Annotated in this window: 3 protein-coding genes; 1 reads left to right on the top strand and 2 read right to left on the bottom strand. The window is 37.0% G+C overall.

The window, feature by feature from the left end:
• Nucleotides 1–353 precede the first annotated feature (353 nt).
• A complete protein-coding gene (locus AB4160_RS19420; RefSeq protein WP_372006082.1) occupies nucleotides 354–1,013 on the bottom strand; it encodes a LuxR C-terminal-related transcriptional regulator in 660 nt (219 codons plus the stop codon).
• Between the two features lie 13 nt (nucleotides 1,014–1,026).
• Nucleotides 1,027–1,647, bottom strand: coding sequence for a helix-turn-helix transcriptional regulator (locus tag AB4160_RS19415; RefSeq protein WP_372006080.1), 621 nt, complete (start codon nucleotides 1,645–1,647; stop codon nucleotides 1,027–1,029).
• Nucleotides 1,648–2,083: 436 nt separating this feature from the next.
• Here AB4160_RS19415 and AB4160_RS19410 point away from each other — a divergent pair, with 436 nt between their 5' ends.
• Nucleotides 2,084–4,156, top strand: a complete 2,073-nt coding sequence (locus AB4160_RS19410; protein WP_372006078.1) for a cytochrome c3 family protein — start codon at nucleotides 2,084–2,086, stop codon at nucleotides 4,154–4,156.
• Nucleotides 4,157–4,249 lie beyond the last annotated feature (93 nt).

The raw sequence follows: 4,249 nt of genomic DNA, 5'->3' as shown, positions 1-4,249 counted from the left end.
GAGTGTTTTTCTAGGTCTGGACATCATTAATTACCGAAAATTAAGTAATAACTAAAGCCTAGTAGAGTGTTTAACATTTAGCCAACTAAAATGGGTGGCCATGTTATTTTCACAGTTATATCTCTCATGATATTGTTAAAAACAACTCCCATTAAACTAACGAATGAATACCAGTATTTTAGGAACAGGTTATTTATACCCATCAAAACAATCAATATATTCTACATAATGATTAACGCTTCGGAGTTTAATTCTAGAATAGACAGCACTTTTCAATCAAGTTAGATTAATATGTTAAGAACATTACGATTGACAATTAAATTATAGACAAGCTAGAAATGAGTTTGTGAATATTAAATCAACCTTAATTTATACGCTAAGTGAACCAACTGTGAGTTTGTTTTTACCTTTAGTTTCTTTTTAATACTGGCGAGTCGATAGTCGACACCGCGCTCTGTTAAAAAGCATTGTTGAGCAATATCAGAGCGAGAACCTCCTTTAGAAACTATCTCAATAGCTTTAATCTCATTTTCACTGATGAGCCTGTAATCCAATAATGGATTAAGGTGAATCGGTAAATCATCTAAGCAATAGTGCTGGTAGTCGGTAAAAATCTTCTGAATACGTTGAATTCGCTGATTGTCATACTCAACATCTTCATCTAAAAACAAGTAAAACCTTCCAACATAATGTTCACTAATCAAGCATGGAATGGCAAATGTCCTTTTGCCTTTATAGCCATATTTTTCCATCACATTTAAAGGGGAAGCAGCAGAACGATGCCAATCTTCGTAGTCCCAATGATGATATTCCTTTAGCAAAGATAAATCAGTATTGTAGTCTAATTTAGCCCATTTACTCCTAGATGAGATACTATAATTTATCGCATTTTCAGAACTATACATAAGCCTAGTTCTTTTAGCTAAAAGGTTTTTTTTATTAATTGAAAATGAGGATTTTTCACTGAGGTCAACATTGAATATCATATCTGAAATATCTAAATCCTTTGCCATTGAGGCAAGCTCTTTACAGTTTATCATGTTGTCCTATAACCCCTATCTGATTAGCCTTAAAGATAAGTTGAGGAATGTTTGTCGCATGAAGCAATGACTTGCCTGTATCTAGATGATAATCAACCCCTCTTTCACTAAGACTCAACATGTCAGATACTTCTTTTCGTGTCATTCCCATCGACATTGCGTTAATAATGGAATGTAATTTTTTGCTAATACCATAGTTTTTAGCGACTTCGCTTACGATAGTCGTTTCGTACTTTTTATAGATATTTAATACAGAGACTTTTATCGAACGAATATTACATTCAATTTCTCTAAGTTCAATTTCATTATTTACAATAAATACTACACTAGCATTGGTCTGGCTAAATGGGCTCATACTAATTACGACTTTACTGTAAAAACTATCATTATCTCTCCATATAACAACATCTTTACCGTTATGTTTTTTTTGCTGGGCAAATAAAGACTCACATAAAAATGTGCTCGAACCCTCATCACAATTAGTCACAACCAAATCTAATCTTTTATTTACACATTGAATATCATCTTTACCTAGTTGCTCAAAACATATAATCCACTTAGGAGTAATTTTAAAGCTAGAAAACAAACCTTCATCGGTTTCGACCATAGCGGTTCTTTTGTTTTTTATTATTATGCTCATCTCAATTCATCATAATTAATATTGATTTCTATTATTATATCTACACAATTAGGCAATACAATTCTCTTAGGTTGTATGTGTGTGTAGAGTCACAACGAACATAATTGCTTTGATCAGCACAGTTTTTCAACAAAATTAACTCATCTACCGTGACTTATCATATTGGCAATGGACTCAACACAAGGTAGGGAGTAAAAATAAAAAACATACCCACAACAATAGCTCCAACTATTTTTACATAAGGGCATTTAAATTAAAATAATCAGATTTATTATCAATGTGATAATAATCTATATTTATAATGTTCTGTGAATTCTCATAAGAGACCTTATCTACACCTTAATTAATATTGAGCTTGTTCCTGGAGAATGAATATTAAATAAGATAATTAAAAAGGTTATTTATGATGAACAAGAACCTGAAATATGGAAACTTGAAAAAAACAACGTTTGCTATGATGTTGCTACCTTTAATGACGGCTTGTGGTGGATCTGATTCAAATGATGCCCCTCCACCGGTCTCAGAAATTCCTGAAGTTGAATTACCTGACGAAATACGCAATCACTTTGATCTTATCGTTGATACTGAAACAGCCGTTGACGGTACTATCGAAGTTTATTTAGGTCGTTGGTTCCCTTGCATGAAAGGGCACGAAGATATGTGCTCAAGTGACATGCCGGAAGATTTTGAAGTTCCCGATGCTGGCTTTAAGAATGGCGAAGCCTTCGCTACAGCATCGAAATATAACATGCGGACCAGAGACGACAGCAAATACTACATGGAAGTTCAGCTAAGCGATCTACGAGCTTGGCAAGAGCAAGCTGTTCGTGATGATATTTTCATGCCTGGTAACTACTCAGCTTTAGACTTGATGATGTACATCTCATCGATAAGAGATGATTTTGAAGTCAAGTTAGGCGGCTTTAATGAAGCACGTCAAAGCTATGACTTTACCGTGTCATTTGATGCCGATGGCGACGGTACATTTGACAACGCACCTGCCACACATTATTCCCACTGGGGTGATTACCAAGATAGTGATAGTTGGGGAGTCACTTTGTCACACGGTGGTGGTGACATGCTAAATGATTTTAACGGATATTTAGAAACTGTGTATGACCGCCTTGATGAAACCCTTGTGCGTGATGGGTCTCAGATCCGTATACAACCAGTGAGTGAAGCCTATCGTGATCGTGTGTGGCAAACCCATATTGATGAAGTCAACTTTAAAGCTAGTAACGGTGGCAAGGTAATTTTAAAAGAAATTACCCTAGATATGGAGGATACTGACGGTTATGGTGATGAATTCATTAAAACCATTGCTCAAGATGTTGAAGTAAAAGCTTACAACTTACGCCCTGATATTTATCGCCCTGGCGTCATCACCAGCCTTGATATGGTTATCTCTGCAAACGAAACAGCAAAAGAAGCCGGTTCTGCTGAATTTGGTTTTACCTTCTGGCCAACACTTTCTACAGGTTCTAAACTTGGCAGTTATGTGATGAATCAAATCAGCCACCCTGAAGTTGGTCCTTCAAATAAACTTCGTGCTGAAGGCTTAGACGGCTGGAACTACGCTGCGGGTATGAATGAATACACATTAGATATCATTGTTACTCAGGGCTCATGGCCAAGTGCACAGGACTTCTTAGACCCTGAAATTGCAGCAGAATTTGAACTTGACCGTGAGTGTTCATGGCTACGTGAAAGCGATGGCTCAATCACTGAAATTAAAGCTAAAGAATGTATCGACCATTGGTATGGTACTTTCGGCGGAAATAAACTTCACGTAGCAATGGATAATATGGTTCGTAACCATGGTATGGAGTACATCTATTTTTCATGGGTGAAAAAGATGTTCCTAGTTTACAACGTATCAGAAGTAAACTCAGTTAATGAAGCACGCCTAATGGGTGATACTTATCGGTTCCCAGCTCAAGTAGAGAAAGCTGAGAAAATTGCAGACATAAGTAAAGCAATTGCGCCACTGACTGAAGAACATTTTGGTTGGAATATTGCTGACTGTCAGCTATGTCACTCTAAGGATGACATTCATAAAAGCAAAGCAGTTGATACATTAGAGCGTGATGAGCCTTATTTCTGTGCATCGTGTCACGGTGGTAATGGTGCACCTGAAGCGCATGGCGAAACAGCGCGTTGTTTCTGGTGTCACTCAGAAGATAAAGCAATGCAGAACCATGGTGAGGCATCTCAATGGATGGCTTTCAGTGACGTAGAGTGTAGTGGCTTCCCTCAACATATGGGACCAAACGCACCTAGCGAACTATTTGGCCCAGGTTCATGTGCAGATCAGGTTGATAAACCGAATGTAGTGAAACAGAATTGGGATGGTTCAAAATATAATGATTTACCTGCGGGTAGACAACAAAGCTTTGGTAACAGTGACTGGTACAATACTGAGTCATTCCCTGACCCATATAGCTGTGTAACTTGTCATGTAACACCTAAGAAGTAACATGTTTAAGGCCTCGATTATTATTAATCGAGGCCTATTTTATTATAGCAATTACAAAGCCACCCATTATTTAGATACAATTACAAAGCCACC

It is taken from the genome of Shewanella sp. 10N.286.51.B8 (assembly GCF_041469325.1).
Lineage (GTDB): Bacteria > Pseudomonadota > Gammaproteobacteria > Enterobacterales > Shewanellaceae > Shewanella.
Note: the sequence above shows the minus strand (reverse complement) of the source record. Positions and strands in the feature narration are given on the sequence as shown.